Origin of the sequence: Plectonema cf. radiosum LEGE 06105 (assembly GCF_015207665.1) — a bacterium.
In the GTDB taxonomy this organism is placed as follows: Bacteria; Cyanobacteriota; Cyanobacteriia; order Cyanobacteriales; family Nostocaceae; genus Rivularia; species Rivularia radiosa_A.
The window spans coordinates 1-17834 of the sequence record NZ_JADEWL010000009.1; the positions used below are offsets into that span (position 1 = coordinate 1).

Annotated in this window: 13 protein-coding genes; 10 read left to right on the plus strand and 3 right to left on the minus strand. The window is 37.8% G+C overall.

All coding sequences use genetic code 11. The annotated features are described in order from the left end of the window. The coding region (locus IQ247_RS04265) for a reverse transcriptase domain-containing protein (RefSeq protein WP_193917403.1) at positions 1-977 on the minus strand (977 nt) is incomplete at its 3' end. A 658-nt stretch (positions 978-1635) separates the two neighbouring features. Here IQ247_RS04265 and IQ247_RS04270 point away from each other — a divergent pair. Continuing rightward, positions 1636-1767 (plus strand): ribbon-helix-helix domain-containing protein, encoded by a 132-nt coding sequence (locus tag IQ247_RS04270; protein WP_193917405.1) that lies wholly within the window; start codon positions 1636-1638, stop codon positions 1765-1767. Positions 1768-1922: 155 nt separating this feature from the next. Then, entirely contained in the window at positions 1923-3218 is a 1296-nt protein-coding gene (gene purB, locus IQ247_RS04275; RefSeq protein WP_193917571.1) for an adenylosuccinate lyase, read from the plus strand. Between the two features lie 116 nt (positions 3219-3334). Here purB and hemH read toward each other — a convergent pair whose 3' ends face one another. Beyond that, positions 3335-4498 carry a ferrochelatase gene (gene hemH / locus IQ247_RS04280; protein ID WP_193917573.1) on the minus strand — a complete coding sequence of 388 codons (1164 nt, stop codon included), beginning with the start codon at positions 4496-4498 and terminating at the stop codon, positions 3335-3337. A gap of 92 nt (positions 4499-4590) precedes the next feature. On the opposite strand from hemH, the gene IQ247_RS04285 reads away from it, so the two are divergent. Continuing rightward, on the plus strand, positions 4591-5217 hold the full coding sequence (locus IQ247_RS04285) for a class I SAM-dependent methyltransferase (protein ID WP_193917408.1): 627 nt from the start codon (positions 4591-4593) through the stop codon (positions 5215-5217). Between the two features lie 267 nt (positions 5218-5484). Here IQ247_RS04285 and pgmB read toward each other — a convergent pair whose 3' ends face one another. Beyond that, positions 5485-8373 carry a beta-phosphoglucomutase gene (pgmB, locus tag IQ247_RS04290; RefSeq protein ID WP_193917410.1) on the minus strand — a complete coding sequence of 963 codons (2889 nt, stop codon included), beginning with the start codon at positions 8371-8373 and terminating at the stop codon, positions 5485-5487. Between the two features lie 956 nt (positions 8374-9329). Between pgmB and IQ247_RS04295 the strand changes: the two genes are divergently transcribed. The 7 genes from IQ247_RS04295 (at position 9330) to IQ247_RS33055 (ending at position 17293) form a co-directional block, all read left to right on the plus strand. Beyond that, entirely contained in the window at positions 9330-10874 is a 1545-nt protein-coding gene (locus tag IQ247_RS04295; protein WP_228059459.1) for a phytoene desaturase family protein, read from the plus strand. A 36-nt stretch (positions 10875-10910) separates the two neighbouring features. Continuing rightward, positions 10911-12125 (plus strand): FAD-dependent oxidoreductase, encoded by a 1215-nt coding sequence (locus IQ247_RS04300; protein WP_193917412.1) that lies wholly within the window; start codon positions 10911-10913, stop codon positions 12123-12125. A 1448-nt stretch (positions 12126-13573) separates the two neighbouring features. Then, positions 13574-13924, plus strand: coding sequence for a phage holin family protein (locus IQ247_RS04305; RefSeq protein ID WP_193917414.1), 351 nt, complete (start codon positions 13574-13576; stop codon positions 13922-13924). Between the two features lie 151 nt (positions 13925-14075). Further along, positions 14076-14885 carry a superoxide dismutase gene (locus IQ247_RS04310; RefSeq protein WP_193917416.1) on the plus strand — a complete coding sequence of 270 codons (810 nt, stop codon included), beginning with the start codon at positions 14076-14078 and terminating at the stop codon, positions 14883-14885. Between the two features lie 28 nt (positions 14886-14913). After that, a complete protein-coding gene (locus IQ247_RS04315) occupies positions 14914-16242 on the plus strand; it encodes a ferredoxin reductase family protein (protein WP_228059460.1) in 1329 nt (442 codons plus the stop codon). Positions 16243-16428: 186 nt separating this feature from the next. Then, the gene (locus IQ247_RS04320) at positions 16429-17019 is read left to right on the plus strand and encodes a DUF2459 domain-containing protein (RefSeq protein WP_193917419.1); all 591 of its coding nucleotides are present in this window, start codon (positions 16429-16431) and stop codon (positions 17017-17019) included. A 148-nt stretch (positions 17020-17167) separates the two neighbouring features. Continuing rightward, positions 17168-17293 carry a hypothetical protein gene (locus IQ247_RS33055; RefSeq protein ID WP_265579660.1) on the plus strand — a complete coding sequence of 42 codons (126 nt, stop codon included), beginning with the start codon at positions 17168-17170 and terminating at the stop codon, positions 17291-17293. The last annotated feature ends 541 nt before the right edge of the window (positions 17294-17834 follow it).

Here is a 17834-nt window from a genome sequence, read left to right on the forward strand (position 1 = left end):
AAGTCAAATCCATCTGTCGCTGCGGTTATCTTTGTCTTTTTCTTACTTACCGTCATTCCTTTATTGGCTAGGAATTGATTAATTTTACCTAGTATCTCGTTCGCATCGTCTTCGGGTCTAAGGATTATAACCATGTCGTCCGCATAGCGGATTGATGGTTCTTTAATACTTTCCGTTGGGGTGTTTTCAGTGATTCTTTTACCACGCATATCGTGGTATCTGTGAATACTTTCAATACCATTTAATGCGATGTTGGCTAATAGAGGACTTACCACTCCACCTTGAGGTGTACCTTGTTCTGGAAATTCCGGGTTTACTCCTGCTTTTAAGCATCGGAATATTCCCGATTTGATGCCGTTTGGGGCTATAAGGTTATTCATTATTGTGGTGTGGCTTATCCTATCGAAGCACTTTTCAATGTCGAGTTCTATGACTCGCTTATTTATTCCTTTTGCTTTAGAGTTTAGGTTGTTAAACAGTTGTCTTTGGGCATCATGTGCCGAACGTCCCGGTCTAAAACCATAGCTCCTAGCGTGGAAAGTTGCCTCGTGTGCAGGTTCTAAAGCATATTTAACGAGGCATTGCCAAGCTCTATCTGCCATAGTGGGGATTTTCAGCATTCTGGTAGTTCCATCTTTTTTAGGAATGGGAATACTACGTAACTTCTGGTGATGCCAGTTGTTACTAGTATTCTTCAGGAGTGTTTCTAGTTCAAATCTCTCTTTAAAATTAAGGGATTTTTTACCATCTACACCTGCTGTTTTCTTGCCTGCGTTTAGCTGAGTTACTTGGCGAATCGCCAAAAATCTAGCCGCTTTGGACTTCAGAATAAGCTTTTGAAGTGACAGAGCTTTGCGCTTGTCTCCTACTCGAATTGCTTTGAACACTCTACATTGCAAGCGGAATAAGTCTTTACGGAATTTCTTCCATTTTTGATTCATCCAAGATTCACTAGTATTTTTACTGTGCCTAATCATGCTCTGCTCTGCTAAGTGTTTTCTGAATACCTTGCAGCAATTACGCCGCATCCTACCCGAATCAAAGGGGTTCCGTATCTCGTCTTACCTACCTGGAGTTCGACTGCTCCAAGACCTTTGACTCGTTTTTATTCGTTCCCTCAGATGATTAGATATCTTTTGATTATCTATTTTCGTTCCGTTAGGTGTAGCCAATTTAACCACCGGATACCCATGATTCTTGCCGATACTATATAAAGGCTGCGGCGGGTATTAGCTCCGATAAAGTCAAGGGTTTTTAGTTATGCCTCGCTTTCTAGTAGGTCACTTTTCTAGGCTCTGTTTCACCATAGGAACTCCCTGTTAGCGCCAGTGTAAACCCATAACAGTCTTCTGATTGCGCCCTGTTCCCAGCTTCACTCTACAAGAATCGAGCTTGTTCGGTGTGGGCAGATAAGGAGTCACGCTTGAATCTAGCGGGTAGGACTTTCACCTACATCGTCTTGAGAGTTCAGTGCTTAACACCCGGTTAAGTTTCACTGGCTTAGCTATGTACGGACTGTTTACCGTGATTTACTAAGCAACGAATCGCACTTATATTCTAGAACCAGCATCAATATCACCTCCTTTCATTTTATATGATAGTGTTATGTTAGCATAATATTGTTAAAGTAACAACATGAAAAAGAAACAAACTCCGGTTTATTTAGATGATTTCGAGAAAGAAAAGTTAAAAAAAATAGCACAAGAGTGGGGTATCAGTCAGTCTGCTGCGATGAAAAGATTAATCAGAGAATACAATGCAGGTTAAAACCTGTGGATAGCTTTCATCCCTGGCTTAAAAGCACAGGGTTTTCAGCATTTATCTTATAAAGTCAGAAAAAATCAATCTCACAACTGACTACTATAATTTCCAAAAAGACAACACCTACCTGTACAATAAAACAGTTGTATTCGGTGGCGGATGTGATTGAGCGTTATACTCTACCTGAAATGGGTAATATTTGGACTGATACTTACAAGTTCCAAACCTGGTTGCAAGTTGAGATTGCAGTTTGCGAAGCACAAGCCGATTTAGGTTATATCCCCGCCGAAGCTGTACGGGAAATTAAGGCTAAGGCAAATTTTGATGTTAATCGAGTTCTGGAAATTGAAGCCGAAGTTCGTCACGATGTAATTGCTTTTTTAACTAATGTCAATGAATATGTAGGTGATTCCGGACGTTATATCCATTTGGGAATGACAAGTTCTGATGTCTTAGATACCGCTTTAGCATTGCAAATGGTGGCGAGTTTGGATTTAATCGTCCAAAAACAACAAGAATTAATTACAGTCATTCGTGAAAAAGCCCGCGAACATCGTTACACCGTGATGATTGGACGCTCCCACGGAATTCATGCTGAACCAATTACTTTTGGTTTTAAACTCGCTGGATGGTTAGCCGAAGTCTTACGCAATCAACAGCGTTTACATACCTTACGTCAAACTATAGCTGTCGGTAAAATATCCGGTGCCGTTGGAACTTACGCCAATATTGAACCGAAAGTAGAAGCACTCGCTTGTGAAAAACTCGGACTCCAACCAGATACCGCATCCACTCAAGTTATTTCTCGCGATCGCCATGCTGATTTTCTCCAACAATTGGCTTTAGTCACAGCTTCGTTGGAACGTTTCGCGGTAGAAATTCGTAATTTACAAAGAACAGATGTCCTCGAAGTTGAAGAATTCTTCTCCAAAGGACAAAAAGGATCTTCGGCAATGCCCCACAAACGCAATCCCATTCGTTCGGAAAGATTAACGGGAATGGCGCGAATTGTTCGCTCAAATGCCGTTGCAGCCTTAGAGAATGTTGCATTATGGCACGAAAGAGATATTTCTCACAGTTCAGTAGAGCGAGTAATTTTACCCGACTCTTGCATTCTCACCCATTTTATGTTAAAGGAAGCCATAAACTTAATTAAAAACTTATTAGTGTATCCCGAAAATATGGCGGAGAATATGAACTGTTATGGAGGTGTAGTATTCTCTCAGAAAGTTCTATTAGCTTTAATTGACAAAGGAATCAACCGCGAAGAAGCTTATCAAATAGTTCAAGCAAACGCTCATACAGCATGGAATCAGAAAGACGGGAATTTCCACGAATTAATTTGTAAAGATAATCGTGTCACAGAAAAATTATCTCCCCAAGAAATCGAAACCTGTTTCGATCCGCAAAATCATTTACAGCATCTAGACCAAATTTATCAACGTTTGGGGATTTAAGTACCACCGGAGTTAGTACCACCGGAGTTAGGAATTAGGAGTTAAGAGTTAGTACCACCGGAGTTAGGAATTAGGAGTTGGGAGTTAGGAATTGTTCACTGATAACTGATAACTGATCACAAAAGTCCGACAGCGTGTAATAAACCATGTCCGGTGAGTATTTCAATCATCAAAGCAATAAAACCAAGCATGGCTACCCTTCCATTCCAAACTTCAGCAGAAGTCGTAATACCCCATTCCCATCGCTCTTGAGGATACATTTTAACTTTTTTCTTCATTTGATTGACTTGTGAAAGTGAAATACTCGGAGATTTCAACGCATCCACAGTCAAATCAGCTAAAGCTTTAATAAATACTGGATGTACATTCAATGCTGGTACCCGTCGAAAATTCTCAATTCCGGCTTCTTCAGCAACTTCGCGATACTCGATATCAATTTCTTCCAATGTTTCAATATGCTCAGAAACGAAACTTACAGGTACAACTACTAGATTTTTAACACCTTGATGTGCTAAATCCTGAATAGCTTGTTCTGTATATGGTTGCAGCCACTCCACAGGACCGACACGACTTTGATAAGCTAAAGTATGGGGTAATGGTCGATTGAGAGTTTGCATAATTAAATGGGTGCATTCCTCAATTTCCTGCTGATAAGGATCACCAGCTTCTTCCACATAGCTTTTAGGAACTCCATGTGCGCTGAAAAAGATATGAGCTTCATCTGGATTGGGTAATTGGTCTAACTCCTGCCTTATTAATTCTGCCATGGCTTGGAGATAACCAGGTTGCTTGTACCATGAAGCAATTACAGAATATTCAATCTGTTGTAATTTAGGATTTTCTCGCCAAAGTTGTTCTAAAAGTCGATAACTTGAACCACTGGTGCTAATCGAAAATTGGGGATAAAGTGGTAAAACTACTAACTTTTCAATTTTATCAGCAACAATCTGGGCAATAGCTTCCTCTGTGTAAGGATGCCAATAACGCATTCCCACATAGATATTTGCTTGTTCTCCAACTTCAGCCAACTGAGCTTTTAAAGCTTCTCCCTGAGCTTCGGTAATTTGTCGCAACGGAGAACCACCACCGATTTTACGGTAGTTTTCTTGAGACGTTTGGGTTCTTCGTGTAGAAATAAACCAAGCTAAAGGTTTTTGCAGCCAACGAAAAGGTAGGCGAATTATTTCTGGGTCGGAAAACAAATTGAAAAGGAAAGGTTGGACATCCTCAAGCTTATCCGGCCCACCAAGATTAAGTAATAAAACGCCTACACGACCCATAGCAGTATTAGTCCCCAATTTTTTTAACTTTTTTACTAATGTTAACAATATATCTTTATTAAATACATAAGTTAATACCAGGGAAATATATTGTGGCTACAATTCTTCGAGACTTAAGCTATCGTTATCAATGGTTTTACGACGGAATCTCACGTTTAGCCGCTTTCAGCGTTGGTGGTGAATCGCGATTTCGTCAATTAGCTTTGCAAGAGTTAACAATTCACTCAGATTCTCAAGTTTTAGATTTATGTTGTGGTAGCGGTCAAACAACGCAATTTTTAGTCAAATTATCAGATAATGTTACGGGATTAGATGCTTCTCCTTTGTCGATCAAACGAGCGCAAAAGAATGTACCCCAAGCCGAATATGTAGAAGGTTTCGCCGAAAATATGCCCTTTACCGATAATCATTTTGATATAGTGCATACCAGCGTTGCTTTACACGAAATGGAATCCCAGCAGTTGCGTCTTATTCTCAAAGAAGTATACCGCGTATTGCAACCTGGGGGAATATTTACATTAGTAGATTTTCATAAACCTACCTCACCGATTTTCCTACCGGGATTATGGGTATTCTTCTGGTTATTTGAAACAGAAACAGCATGGGAATTGCTCAAAACAGATTTACCAGAGTTATTGAGAGCAACGGGATTTAAAGTTGAGGAGTCAAAATTATATGCGTTCGGGAGTTTACAGGTGATTCAGGCAATTAAAGAATAGGATATGGGACATGGGGAAAATTAAAAAGGTTTTTTTCCTCTTTCCCAGCTGTAGAGACGCGAAATTTCGCCTCTTTACAATCCCGCTGGTAGTGGCTAGCGAGCTTTCCGGCTCGCACTACCTCAACCTCTCAAAATTAATGAAAAGGACTATTACTACTCAACCACATTAATCATGATGGCTTGTAGTTGGGATGCGCCCTTAATTTACAGCGATAAAAGCTGCTACGCAGCCGCTTTGCTAAGGCAACTACAAACCGATCAAAACTTAAGGCATAGATCCACCTAAACAAAAACTAAATTTATGCTCAATATCTTTGAGGGTAACACCTTCTAAATTCGGTAAAATGATATGAGCTGCACCGACTATTTCACTTGAACCGATTCCTATGGTTCTCATTCCCCCAGCAAGGGCTGCTTCAACTCCCGAAGCTGCATCTTCTACTACAACGCAATCGGCTGGTTCTAATCCTAACTGACTAGCTGCATATAAAAACAAGTCGGGTGCTGGTTTAGAACGGGTGACGCTGTTACCATCGGCAATCGCATCTAATTTATCAGCTATTCCCAGTTTTTCTATTACACTACGAGCGTTCTTGCTTCCCGAACCAATGGCAATTTTAATTTTTTTGGAGCGCAATTCATCTATTAAATTACCAGCCCCCGGTAGTAACTGTTCTGGTGTTATTTCTTGGATAAGTTCCACATAATAGTTATTCTTACGCTCCATCATCTCTTGAATTTGCGATTCGGAATAATTTCTATCTCCTATTATCTTCATCAGTGAATCTCGACGGGAAATACCTCGTAATGCTTCGTTAGCTTCACGGTCAAAAGGAATACCTTCTTCATCTGCTAATTTTTGCCAAGCCTGATAATGAAGTTCTGCGGTATCAGTAAGTACGCCATCCAAATCAAAGATAATACCTTTTATCTCTGATTTCAAACTCTTAATTTCTGGCTTGAGGTCGAATTCTCGCCATTCTCCATGCCAGTAAAGTTTAAATTGTAAGCGTTTCCAAGTAGGAGGTAAATGAGGTTTTGCCACCGGACCATTTGTGGTAAATTGGATACCGGCAACCCCAAAAATGATTGCTTGCCAAATACTACCGCAAGATGCAGCGTGAATTCCCTCGGCAGCATTTCCCCGTGTATTTTCTAAATCTACTAATGCTGCTAATCTAAAATTTTCGTAAGCTTCCCCGGTTTTACCTAAAGATGCTGCTACAAGTCCATGAATAGCAGGACCTAAAGAAGAACCATAAGTAATGTCAGTGCGGGGTGCGTAATAATCCCAGTTTTTTTGCAGAACTTCTTTACCATAATCAGTTGTGCTAGTTCTTTCCATTAAATACAATAGCATCAACACGTCTGGTTGTTTGATAATTTGCCGCTTGTTAACTTCCTTGATGCCCAAAATTGCTAACATTGAATCGGTACGCGGTTCGTAATCGTTAAGGTTAAGGTCTTCTAATTGAAAAAAGCCCTCGAACTGTTCGATCAGTCCCGTTTGTGCATCGTAAGGAATAAATAAATTATCGGCAATATCTCGCCAACGATAGCGACGTTTTGCAGTTATTTGTAATTTTTCTTCTAGTTCGATCGCTTTTTCGGGAAAAGTTTCACTCAACCAATCGTAAACTTCAAGGGCTTTTTCTAAATGCCATTGCACCATTTGATTGGTGAAAGCATTGTTATCTATATTTTCATGATACTCATCTGGACCGATACAGTCACGAATCTCATAACATTCCCGTAAAACATTCAACTCGACACGACTACTCCAAAATAAAGCAGTATCAAGAATAATCTCTGCTCCACAATCGCGCATCCATTCGTGATCATTGGTAACTTGCCAGTACAGCCAAGCCGCAATACTAATATCAGCACTAATGTGAATTTCATGATCGCGACACCAAATGCGAATATCTTCTTCGTATAAATGCTTTGCTGGAGCCCATCTGGGAGTTACTTCGTCACCAGTTGCAGCACTTTCCCAAGCATACATTGCACCTCGATAGCCGTAATATTTTGCTTTGCGTCGCGCTCCTTCTATAGTATGGTAGCGGTAGGTCAATAAATTCCGAGCAATATCGGGTTGAGTAAATATAAAAAATGGCAGTATAAAAAACTCGGTATCCCAAAAAATATGTCCGCGATATCCGAAGCCTGATAAAGTTTTAGCAGGAATACTAACTCGGTCATCATGACGAGGAGCGCTGATCAATAATTGAAATAAATTGTATCTTACGACCAGTTGAGCTTGAGCGCTTCCTTCAATTACTATGTCGCTGTGATCCCATATTTTCTCCCAAGCTTGTTCGTGATTTTTTCGCAAATCCTCATAACTTGGTAATTCCTGCAACTTATCACAAGCAGCTTGAGAAGGAGTTTCTACCTCCCGTGAAGTAAAAACTGTAACTAATTTATCTATAGTAATAGTTTTTCCGGCAACAGCATCAAACTTCGCTTCCACAGTGGGAAAACCTGGAACGCTAATATCACGAAATCTGGCTGTTGTTCCGGATATAATTAACTTGAACGCCATTGCTAATTTAATCCGAGAAGTTCTAGTCCGAACTTGTAACCAAGTACTAGCTTCACCATAACCTTGATCAAGAATTAACCAAGAGTTGAAACCATCGTTATCTTCTGGATTACCATCAATACTTCCCCGAATCCGAATAGTGCCATCAAAATCAATCGGTGTGATTTGAATACGTAATCCTAAAACATTTTGGTCTGCTTGACTGACAAAACGTTCAAAGTTGAGGTCGATGGTTTTACCATTCGGACTACGCCAGCTAATTTTACGACTGAGTATACCCCGCTTTAAGTCTAATTGACGCTGGTAACTGAAGATTTCTCCTTTATCTAAACGAAATTCTTCGTTATCAATAATAATGTATAAAGGCAGCCAATCAGGGCAATTAGCGAGTTCAGTATAGTAAATCGGCACATCATCATAGACACCATTAATTAAAGTAGCAGCTACTGCACCAGGATATCCTTCGGCAAAACTTCCCCTTGTACCCAGATAACCATTACCAATCACGAACACCGTTTCTTTATAATTGAGTTGTTCGGGATCGAAATAATTTTCGGTGAGAATCCAATGGTCGTAGTGTAAATGGGGGTCTAAAATAGTTTCATTCATGGGTATTAGATGTATCGTTGATTGTTTACAAATTTACACAAATTTCAAGTTACAGTCTGCAACTAAAATCCTTTAAAACCCTTAATTTAATTTTAAGATAAAACTTTGATGATTTACTCTTAACACACCTGATTAAATTTTATATTTTAGATTTTGGATTATCCTGGATTTCTCACAAGTAAGTGGTAAGCGTTGAGTGACGGATTGATTTTCCCACTACTCACTACTTACTATTCACTCCAACTTTCTTTGTGAAAAATGCGGGTTATGTCCTACGGACACGCTACGAATTTTGGATTTTGTCCGTAGAGAACAGTGCGTTAGTGGATTAATTCTATGGATAAACCTAGGGGCTTATACTATTAAAAAATAGAAGTCCAAATATTTTTGGATTGTGTTTAATTATTTTAAATTAAAAAACTGCGATCGCAATGTTATTGTTAGTACCAAATAAATATGAGATTCTTGTGAGGATGTAACTTAATATTTCTCTGAGAAGGTTAGTATATCCGTAGACTATAAGTCTGGGGGTATACAAGCAAAGCCCACCTACGTCGGCTAATTAAGTTGATATAATCTAGCTTTTTCAGGTCTATCACTGATTACAGGAACGGTATTTAATGTGATATTTAAAACCACGATGCGCGAGATCGAAAGAGTCAACCTTCTTGCTTGTGTAAACTATTTTTGCGCTACATTTATAGCTTTTATTTGATCATAAAGCTTAAATTTGAAGAAGTTGTGAGTAAATCTTTGCTGATAGCAGAAAACGTAACTTTATGATAATTATTGCTGATATTTTAGATTTTATTGAGATTTTTTGTAGATTTTATTGATTTTCAAACCCACACTGTACCGATAACATCAACAAATTCCTCATAAGTTCCTCAAATTTATCTTTTAAAGTAGACTTGATACTCACATTCAGCATAAATATAGTCCTGTCAATAAAACTGATGATGAAAACTGATTATCTGATTTTAGGTAGTGGTCTATCGGGGTTGGTATTTGGTGCATTGATGGCAAAATCTGGTAAAAGGGTACAAGTTTTAGAAGCCCATGAATACCCTGGTGGATTTGGTCATACCTTTACTATGGGTAAAAAATACCGCTTTAATGCACAACTCCACTACGTTTGGGATTGCGGTGAAGGTAAAACTGTGAATCAAGTACTAAAAAAACTCAATTTAGACCAAGATATTACTTTTGAACGGTACGATCCAAACGGATTTGACCACATGAGAATGCCAAATTATGCTTTGGATATTCCTTCAGATTCTCAGGAGTTGATTCGACGGCTTTCTAATTTATTTCCTGACGATACAGAACAAATTCGTCAATTTATTTTGGAAATTAAAAGGACTAGAGAGGGATTAAAAATATTATCTCCCCCAATAAATCCTGGAGAATTATTTACACATTTCGGTGAAGTCAGCCCCACAGTGATGTATCTTCATAGTACACTACAAGATGTTTTTGATAAATTCAAGTTACCTCAAGCCGCGCAAACGCTTTTAGCATCGCAATGGCAAGATTTTTTACTACCACCAAATCAACTTTCTTTTTACGCTTGGGTAATTTTATTCTCAGGTTATCAAGAAGGTGCTTATTATCCTACCCATCATTTTGAAGCTGTAATTAACGGTTTAGTAAAGGTAATTATTGATAACGGTGGTGAGATTATTCTTAATACTGAAGTCGTCAATTTTCTGGTTTATGGTAAGACAGTAACGGGTGTTGAAGCCATGAATTTAATTACCCATGAAACTTCTCAGTTTACTGCTGATACTATCATCTGTAACATTGATCCAAAAAAAGCCGCCAAAATGATTGGATACGAAAAATTTTCTCGGACGATACGCAAAAAACTTAATTATGACTATTCTCCCTCAAACTACATGGCATATTGTGTAGTTAAAGATATTGACTTATCTAATTATGGATTTGGTAAATGGAACACTTTTCATACAGGTCATCAAGACTTGAATCAAGCATTTTATCAAATGTACGAACAGCATGATTACTCGAATCCCAGTTTTGCCATTACTACTCCCACATTATTAACTACCGAGGAGCGCGACTGTCCGGAAGACTGTCAAATTATCGAGTTTTTAACTGTTGCTAATTACAGCTATTTTCAAGAACTTAAAGCACAAGATGAAAAAGCTTATCGGCAAAAAAAAGAAGAAATTTTAAACTCTATTTTAGATGTTGTTGAGAAAAATTATGTTCCAAATATTCGGCAACATTTAGTTTTTAAAATTACTGGTAGTCCCACAACTAACGAACGGTTTTGTCATTGTCCTCATGGAAATTCTTACGGTTCTAATCTTACTCCGAAAAATATGGGAATTGGTCGATTAAATCACAAAACCTCTTTGAAGAATTTCTATTTTTGTAATGCTTCATCGGGATATCCAGGATTTGCACCGACATTTTGGACGGGAGCGCTTTTGTATCAAAGATTGTCCGGAGACAAGATTTTAACCGCAAGCACTTAACAGTTGTCAAAAAGCAATCAATATAGGAGGTGAGAGATGAGAATAGCGATTATTGGTGGGGGAGCCAGCGGTTTAGTCACGGCTTATCTTCTCAATAAACAAAATCATCATGTCACAGTGTTTGAAAAACAGCCTATTTTGGGGGGACATATTCGCACCCTCAATCAAAATGTCAAATGCGATCGCCATGGGTGTGAGGAGTTTTTAGAAGGTGGGGTACTGGAATTTCCCAGTAATTTTCATAACTTTGTTAACTTGATGAAAGAATTAGAGGTTGATTTAGAACCTGTGGATTTAGGATCTACATTGTGTTTCAAAAATGGTCATCATATACATTCTGCATCAGCAATCCGCAATAATTTTACCGGGTTGCAACGATTAATCGAATATCTCAAGCTTGATGGTTTGTATGCTCGTTCGATTGGTATTTGGTTGAAATCTCATTTTGCTCAAATTCGAGAACTTCATAATCGATCTGTGTCTTGTTATTTCAAAAATCCATCGATTGGAAACATTTGGATTAAATTGCTGACAATGTATAGTTATTCGATGCACTTTGAACTGATTAATGATTTCCCTGCGGAACTAGATATTCTCTCTCTACGCGATTACATTTTTACTGATTGGTTTAGAATCAAGGGTGGAGTGTATTCTTATATTGAAAAGATATTAGAGCGTCTAAAAGGAAATATCTTACTAAATATCAATATTACTGACATCTCTCGAATGGCAGATGGTGTAAAAATTGAACTATCCAACGGTGCAACCTATAAGTTTGATAAAGTTGTGTTTGCAACTCCTCCAGATAGAGTTTTAAAGCTATTGTTAGATCCTACTGTGGCAGAAATTAGACGTTTTAGTGCTTGGGAGAACAATCAAATAGTCACGCTGATTCACACAGATACTTCGATGTACGAGCAATACGGTATTCGACAGCCCTCGGAGTTTGATTTTTTTGAGACGGCAACAGGATGGGGATACAATGCTTACTTGAATCAGTTGTGTGGTATTTCATCTGAAGTTAAATATAATTTAGCCTTTAATCTGGAATCTTTAATTAATCGAGATCAAGTTATTCAGCGTTTGGAACATGATACACCCCTATATACCGTCGAATCTTTTCGATACCGAGACGAAGTGATTGATACCAACGGGGAAAACCATACTTATCATGCAGGTGCTTACCTAGGAGATGGCTTACATGAAGGTGCGATCGCATCCGCAATTCGAGTCGCTCAATTAATCGGATAGTCTACAATGAGAGTATTCGTTGGGAAGAGAAGTCGGGTTTCTTTTAGAAACCCGACTTCTAGAGTCTATCAACCGCTCTGAAAAACCTATCCATGAATTATTTTGGTGTTTTTTCGCGCTATTTTCATTGGTTTCTACATAAGTTCTGTAAAAGTAAAGATTCGTTTCAAAATTATTTATCTCTATCCAATAATTGCTATATTAAAAATGAAGCTAATAAAAGCTTCCCTGGCAGATAGAATAGCTTGGTAAATAAAGGTTAAATTGAAGTGAAGAGGTAAGAAAGCTGTTTAACAATCTGTCTCGTCAACTAACAACAACACCCAACTCGAATGCTTATAATTCCTCGTTATGAGAGTCAGGGGGCAACGTAAATATTGCACTATTATACGTCCCTGTAAAAATAACAAACAGGAGGAAATCACTGAGCTAGTAGATGCTTGGGTGTTGTTGTTTTAAAATATTTTTCAAGTATTTATAATTATCAAAAAATAACTTTAAATAATAAAAGTAGTTTTACCGAAGCCCTTCGGGCTTAAGTAAGAAGTAAAAAGTAAAAAGTAAAAAGTGAACTTCTTACATATAACATATAACTTACTACTTATTACTTGATTTGAATCCTCTACCTTTTAGGGAGAGGTACTACATATAACATATAACTTACTACTTATTACTTGTGAAATTTATAGGTTAAAGGTGATGCTTGATAAATATAAAACTATCTATATTAATCAAATTATAAATCTGATTATTGGCAAGTTCAATATATAAAGTAGAACGCAAATGTGAGTAACTTGTGAGGAAAAGATTTTAGCCTGATTTTGAATCATAGAAGTCGGGTTTTTACAATCTTCTATGGGTACATCAGAAAATCCTTAAAAAACCCGACTTCTTACCCCAACTTTTGCGAAGCGGTACTGACGTTAGACTAAGCTGATGTGCAGCTAAATTGTATATAGCGTTAGCGCAGCGTGTCCGTAGGACATAAACGTGAAAATATTGTAGTGCGTTGGCGCAGCCTGCCCGGAGGGCTTACATCTTGCTCGCTAGTATTATATAAATTAAATGCGTAACAACTTATCAAGTGAACCTACAAAAGCTAGGTTTGTATCGGCATGAATTGCGATCGCCAAGTATTTATGTTGGTATAGTCACTTTTTATTCACATTTGTCATCAATACTAAAAACATCGGTCTGCTCGACGAAAATCGAAATGTTACCGAAAAAATTTTGAGATTTTGGAGCAAAGGATTTTGGATTAAATTATCAACGGTTTCAAGCCCTTGAGTTTTAACTATGGAATAATATGTACGCAGCCTTCGCAGTGCATAGACATAAATATAAATCCTTTGACTTGAAAGATTCCTAAATTTTAAATTATTTATGGGGAAAATCCAAAATCCAAAATCTAAAATCTAAAATTGATTTACTGATAAGGAGTTTTTCTGATGCTTGGGTTGATTCTGACTTGGTTAATAACAGCTATCAGCTTTATAATTATTTCTAAACTACCGATAGGAGTAGAAATAGACAGTTTTGGTAAAGCGTTAATTACTGCGGCAGTTTTTGGAATCTTGAATGCGCTTTTGCTTCCCGTTTTAACCTTTTTCACTTTGCCATTCATTATTCTCAGTTTGGGTTTATTCTTTTTTGTTCTCAATTCAATCATCTTTGGGATATCAGCGGCTATAGTTCCTGGTTTTCGTTTAAGATATGGCTTTTGGAGTTCTACAATTGGTTCGATTGCTTTGGCAATTGTTAATTCTATTCTTTCATTCCTGATAACGCCATTAATTTAATATGGGAATTATAAATTTTTCACGAAAAATAAGCTGGAGGAGTGATTGCTTATAAAAGCATAGTTTATGGGAAAATAGTGTAATAAAAATAGAATAATCACTATTTTTATTCATCAAGATCAAGTATAAAGTGTTGAATCCAATAAAAATTATGACAGTGAAAATTTGGCGACAAAAATTTGTTTTTTTTCTCACAGGATTTTGTTTAATTTTTCTATTATTTGCTTGTCAAGGAGAGACAATCACCCAATCACCAAGTCCTATAGCAACACCCGCAACCGATGAAACTGCTACTACCCAGGTTCTTCCTGTAGCATATCCTGATCGAGAGCTGAGTGCTTCTCCCGCACAATTACCAAAATTACCTTATGCTTACAACGCATTAGAAAAAGCCATTGATGCCCAAACAATGGAACTGCATCATGATAAACACCATGCTGCATACGTCAACAACCTCAACGAAGCATTGCAAAAACATCCTGAACTGAAAAATAGAAGCGTAGAAGCAATGCTGCGTGATTTAGATAGTATTCCAGAAGATATTCGCGCAACAGTACGCAACAACGGCGGTGGTCATCTTAATCATACAATTTTCTGGCAAATTATGAGTCCTAACGGTGGTGGAGAACCTACAGGACAAATAGCTCAACAAATAAATCAAACCTTTGGTAGTTTTGATAATTTTAAAAAACAATTTAACGAAGCAGGTGGAGACAGATTTGGTAGTGGATGGGTTTGGTTAGTACGTAACGCTCAAAATCAACTCCAGATTGTTAATACACCCAATCAAGATAGCCCAATCCTAGACGGTTTGTATCCAATCATGGGTAATGATGTGTGGGAACACGCATATTATCTCAGATATCAGAACCGCCGCGCTGAATATTTAGACAACTGGTGGAATGTGGTGAATTGGTCAGAAATTAACAGACGAGCGCAAGTCGTATCACAACAAGGTTAGGAGATATACATCGATGAGAAGTTTATTGATGAAAAATCCCGTAATCATCGGAGCATCTTGGATAGGTGCATATCTTGTGATTATCTTGTTACCCTTGTTAATACTACTTTTATACCCACCCACACCAAGTGATGTACGTAGTGTGTGGTTAGAATTTTCCGCTGCTTTGGGTTTTATTGGTTTAGCGATGATGGCAATGCAATTTGCCTTAACTGCTCGCATCAACCGCGTTGAAGCTTCATACGGTGTTGACCTAATTCTTCAATTTCACCGCTATACCTCAATAGTTGCATTCTTTTTCATCTTGGTTCACCCAATTATTGTATTTATCGATAACCCAGAAACACTGCAACTATTAAATTTTATTCAAGCTCCCTGGCGAGCAAGAATGGCTGTAATAGCGACTTTAGCCTTGATTGCAATTATTATTACCTCCATTTGGCGCAAAAAGTTGAATATTCCCTACGAACCTTGGCGTATAGCTCATGGTATTTTAGCAGTGATTATCATTGGATTTGGTTTAGGACACGTTTTGGGTGTGGGTAATTATCTAGGGTTGTTTTGGAAAGCAGTTATTTGGACTGGTATTGCAATAGCTGCTTTATGGTTATTAATTTACGTCCGCTTGGTCAAACCCTATTTTATGCAGAAAAAACCTTACTTGGTAGAAGCTGCAATTCCTCAACGAGGTGATGTTTGGAATTTGGTTTTACGTCCGAGGGGACACGAAGGACTTCACTTTCAACCCGGTCAATTTGCTTGGTTGACTCTGGAAATCTCCCCCTTTAGAATGCGGGAGCATCCATTTTCTTTAGCTTCGAGTGCAGAACATCCCGATCGCATTGAATTTGGCATTAAGGCTTTAGGAGACTTTACCACAACAATCAAAGATGTTAAACCTGGTACTAAAGCTTTTCTTGATGGACCCTATGGAGTTTTTACCACAGACCGCTATGAAAATACAGCCGGATTTGTGTTTATTGCCGGAGGTATCGGCATCACACCCATGATGAGTATGCTGCTAACTTTAGCAGAACGTCAAGATGACCGTCCCATACTATTAATTTATGCTAGTAAAACTTGGGAAGATATAACTTACCGAGAAGAAATAGAAGCCTTAAAAGACAAATTAGATTTGACAGTAATCCACGTTCTTAGAGAAGCTTCAGAAGATTGGTCAGGAGAAACTGGATATGTTGATAAAGAACTGCTCGAACGCTACATACCTAAGCGGCGTGGAAGTCGAAATTACTTTATTTGTGCTGTACCGAAAATGATGGATCAAGTGGAAAGAGCTTTACATGATTTGGAAGTACCTGTGACTCATATCCATATGGAACACTACAACCTTGTTTGATTAATTTAATTAAGACAGGGAACAGTTAGGAGTTTTGAGTTAGGAGTTAAGAGTTGTTTTACTTTGCGATCGCATAAGTCGGATTTTTAGGATAAATATCCGTAGTCACAGACAATTCTGGTAAAAACCCGACTTCTAACCCTAGGACATCGAACTCACCTTAATTAATTAGATTCCCTATTATCTATGAGTTTATACCGCATTGCTAAACTTACTTTCCTAGTAATTGTTTGTATTTTGTTTATCTGGATATTATCTCCTGCAATCATTGTACCTCCTGCTGACCCTGCCGAGGCACTCACCATCTATGTAGCAGACTATGGCTGGCATTCTAGGTTAGTTTTACCCAGTGGTAACGGTGAATTAATTCAGTATGCTTACGGTGATTGGAATTATTTTGCACTCAATCAGCAGGACTTGAAAAATGGCGCTACTGCACTATTTATACCAACTCAAGGTACTCTCGGTCGGCGAAAATTTAGTAATATCGTTGAACTTGAGCAGATAATTCAACAACAAAATTACAGGTTATTAAGTTTAGTAGTAGCGCAAAGCAAAGTAACACAATTGCTGGAATTATTAGATCAACGTTTTAGTCGAAATATAGGAACGAAAATTAAAAATCCCCAAACAGGTTTAACCTTAGTCAAAGATGAAAGAGACTATACTTTGTTACACAATAGCAATCATGAAATCCTTGAGTGGTTAAAAAATTTAGACTGCCAAATTTATGGTTTTGTGATGTGGGCAAATTTTCAGGTGAAACATTCACAATAAGTAGAATTCCACCACATTAATTATGATAGATAATTCATTGATAGTGGGAGCGTTTCGTTCTCTACTATTCAACAAATGATAATTATAAATAGAAAGTTTTGACAACTCAAATAAAATCACTAAATACATTGTTATGCGTTACAGTATCATGCTTCAATTGGTAGCCACTATCACTTTTATTTTTCTCGGTACTGCTGGTTTATTTGCCTGGTTGCAATACCGTCCGGCTCCAGAAGAACCAAATACACCAGGTAGAATTTCATCTGTTCGTTAATTGTGCAGTGTAATAAATTCGTAGTGTGTTAATTCACATCTTGCACCTGATAAAACACAAGTAATAATAATTACAGATTATTCGACTAGATTCATATCCGCCAGGGACTGTAAGTCCCTGTCTAATAGCAGAAGTCCATTAAAATGGACTATATAGCAATCCTCAATCAATTGTAAAAAATCATGGTGATAAAAATGTAACGCACTACTTAAAATTTCACAAATCATTTAGGATGGGAGCATCCCAATGCAGGCAAAAATAAAATTTGTAGTGGGAGCGTCTCGCTCCCTAGTGCTTGTTAGCGAGCTTTCCGGGAAGCCCTTCGGGCAGGCTGCGCCAACGCACTACGAAAAAATAAATTTACACCTGCGGGGATGCTCCCTTCAGGATTGTTATATATAACTAATAAAAAAGCCAGAAAATATCAACTCTGGACTATAGCTGGTTTATTATTAGCAAAAGAGTTAATCTCAAATCCTAGTCATTTAAGATTAATTTGTTTTGAAGTAGAATAAACAAGTTTTTTAATTTTTTTAACATT

Bases quoted from the DNA above. Each gene is read 5' to 3' on its own strand.
- IQ247_RS04310 (WP_193917416.1), top strand. From the start codon at position 14,076: ATGACAGTGAAAATTTGGCGACAAAAATTTGTTTTTTTTCTCACAGGA.
- pgmB (WP_193917410.1), bottom strand. From the start codon at position 8,373: ATGAATGAAACTATTTTAGACCCCCATTTACACTACGACCATTGGATT.
- IQ247_RS04305 (WP_193917414.1), top strand. From the start codon at position 13,574: ATGCTTGGGTTGATTCTGACTTGGTTAATAACAGCTATCAGCTTTATA.
- IQ247_RS04300 (WP_193917412.1), top strand. From the start codon at position 10,911: ATGAGAATAGCGATTATTGGTGGGGGAGCCAGCGGTTTAGTCACGGCT.
- IQ247_RS04320 (WP_193917419.1), top strand. From the start codon at position 16,429: ATGAGTTTATACCGCATTGCTAAACTTACTTTCCTAGTAATTGTTTGT.
- IQ247_RS04315 (WP_228059460.1), top strand. From the start codon at position 14,914: ATGAAAAATCCCGTAATCATCGGAGCATCTTGGATAGGTGCATATCTT.
- IQ247_RS33055 (WP_265579660.1), top strand. From the start codon at position 17,168: ATGCTTCAATTGGTAGCCACTATCACTTTTATTTTTCTCGGTACTGCT.
- IQ247_RS04295 (WP_228059459.1), top strand. From the start codon at position 9,330: ATGATGAAAACTGATTATCTGATTTTAGGTAGTGGTCTATCGGGGTTG.
- IQ247_RS04270 (WP_193917405.1), top strand. From the start codon at position 1,636: ATGAAAAAGAAACAAACTCCGGTTTATTTAGATGATTTCGAGAAAGAA.
- hemH (WP_193917573.1), bottom strand. From the start codon at position 4,498: ATGGGTCGTGTAGGCGTTTTATTACTTAATCTTGGTGGGCCGGATAAG.